The sequence below is a fragment of the Steroidobacter sp. genome, assembly GCF_016790065.1.
Taxonomy (GTDB): domain Bacteria; phylum Pseudomonadota; class Gammaproteobacteria; order Steroidobacterales; family Steroidobacteraceae; genus Steroidobacter.
Genome location: NZ_JAEUPY010000920.1, coordinates 1 through 2,078 on the forward strand (window position 1 = coordinate 1; position 2,078 = coordinate 2,078).

Genomic DNA, 2,078 nt, shown 5'->3' on the forward strand with positions numbered 1-2,078 from the left:
TTTCTGATGCTCGTGGGCAGCGTTTGGTAGTAGTCCAGCGGTAGGTCGTAGGCGAACAGTTGGCCGATGGAGCTGGCCGTTCTGCCTGTGGTCTCGAACAGGCTCACCAATGAACTCTCGAATGCTGTTCGAGCGAAACGCAGCTCTGCGTCCGGGACGGGTTCGGTGCGGATTCGGGTCAGTTCGTTGAAGATTTCTTGCAAGGCCGGTGCGGTGACGTCGGTTCTCACGTTGGTACCGATGACGAATGGCCCAGGCTCGCGACGAAATGCGAACTGCGAGCGGGCCATGTAGGTGTAGTTGTTCTGCAAGCGCAAATTGGCGGTGATGCGGCTCTCGAAGATTTCGCCGAACACCAGGTTTAGTAGGCGCAGCGGTACTAGGTCTTGGCTGCTTCTCGATGCGCCGATCACTCCGACTCGCAGGGAGGTTTGCGAGGCGCTTCCGACGTCTTCCACCATCACTCGCTGCTTCGGTGGCTGAGCGACTACTCGTTTCACTGGCGCTGCTTTGCCTCGCCACTCGCCGAAATACTTCTCTGCTAGCTGACGCAGCTCGGCAAGCGACGCGTCGCCAGCCACGACCAAGGCCGCGTCATCCGGGGCGTAACCTTCTTTCCAGAAGCGGACTACGTCGTCGCGAGTAAATTTTCGTAGCGATTGTTCGGTGCCCAACTCGTCGTAGCCGTAGTTATGGGCGCGCGCGAACAACTCGTCGTTGAACAGACCGCTGCGGCGGTAGGCGCCTGCCTCGCCGTAGAGTGCATCGGTGAAGAGGTAGCTTGTTCGCGTGTCCTGATTTCCTCTCGCCTGAGCCACGCGCGCCAGTTCTTCCGCACGCAGCGACTCAACCTCAGCTTGCGGGAACGACGCGTTCATCGCTGCGTCCGACAGTAGCTCTAAGGCGCGAGGCAGGTTTTGTTTCAGCACTCGGATGCCGATGGCGGTCGCGTCGCTGCTGATGTCAGCGTCGACCTTCGAGCCTAGCTGTGCGGCGTCGAGTGCGAACTGACTTGCGGCCCGCCCGCGAGTTCCTCGTAACAACAACTTAGCGGTGAACGCTGCCAATCCGACGCGATCGGCAGGACTGTCCCCGGCTCCTCTGCGCACGACCAAATGAGCAGACACGATTGGAATCTGTCGCTGCTCGGCGAGCCAAACCGACAGCCCGTTGGCCAGCACGATCTTCTGCGGCGCCGGCGGCTTGACCGAAGACGGCAGCCCGAGCGGCGGCAACTTGAATTCGACTGCACTCGCAACGCTCGACTCAGCCGGCACCGCTTCGTGCGCGGGCACGTCATCGACAACTTTCTCGCCGGGCACGGCGTACACCACCACACTCGACGCCGGCGTCAGCAGCGCCACTGCCTTCTGCAGCGACTCCGGCGTAGCCGTCGCGAAGCGATGCATGACCTCGCTCAAGCATCCCGGTTGGCCCAACAGCGCATTACATTGATTCAGCTGCTCAGCAACACCACCGTAAGCCGCGTCCATGGTGAAGTCACCGAAGCCGTTTATCTCTCCGAGCTTCTCCAGCCCGCGAACGATGCTAAGCGTGGCCGTATTGCGCCCCTGCTCCACTTCCGCAGCGGACAACCCCGACTTACTCAACGCTGCCAGCTCCGCAACCAAAGCACGCTCAAGTACCGGCAACGCAACTCCGGGCGCCGGAGTGGCTTTAATCGTCAGCACTGAGCTCTGAGCGAACGGCAGATGCTCCACCACCACATTGAGCGCGAGCTTCTGTTGACGCACCAGCCGCTCGTACAGCCGGCTGGACGAGCCACTCAAGATAGCGGCCAGCAACTCAATCTCAGCATTGCCGGACCGATACCACCCCGGCGTCACCCACGCCATCGTGACTCGTGGCAACTCGATTCGATCCGTAACCGTCACACGCTTCTGCTCAGCGATTCGCGACGGCTTCGCGATCACCCGCGACCCAACAGCACCCCGAGCAATACTCCCGAAGTATTGCTCCACCCAGGCTTTGGTCCGCGCCTTGTCGATGTCTCCAGCAATCACCAAGCTGGCATTCGCCGGCACGTAGTAGCGACCAAAAAACTGTCGCGCTTCCTC

General features: G+C 61.0%; 1 protein-coding gene. It reads right to left on the minus strand.

Annotation, left to right across the window (positions count from 1 at the left end):
• A partial coding sequence (locus tag JNL55_RS36650) for a M16 family metallopeptidase (RefSeq protein WP_293866869.1) occupies positions 1 to 2,078 on the minus strand: 2,078 nt, incomplete at both ends.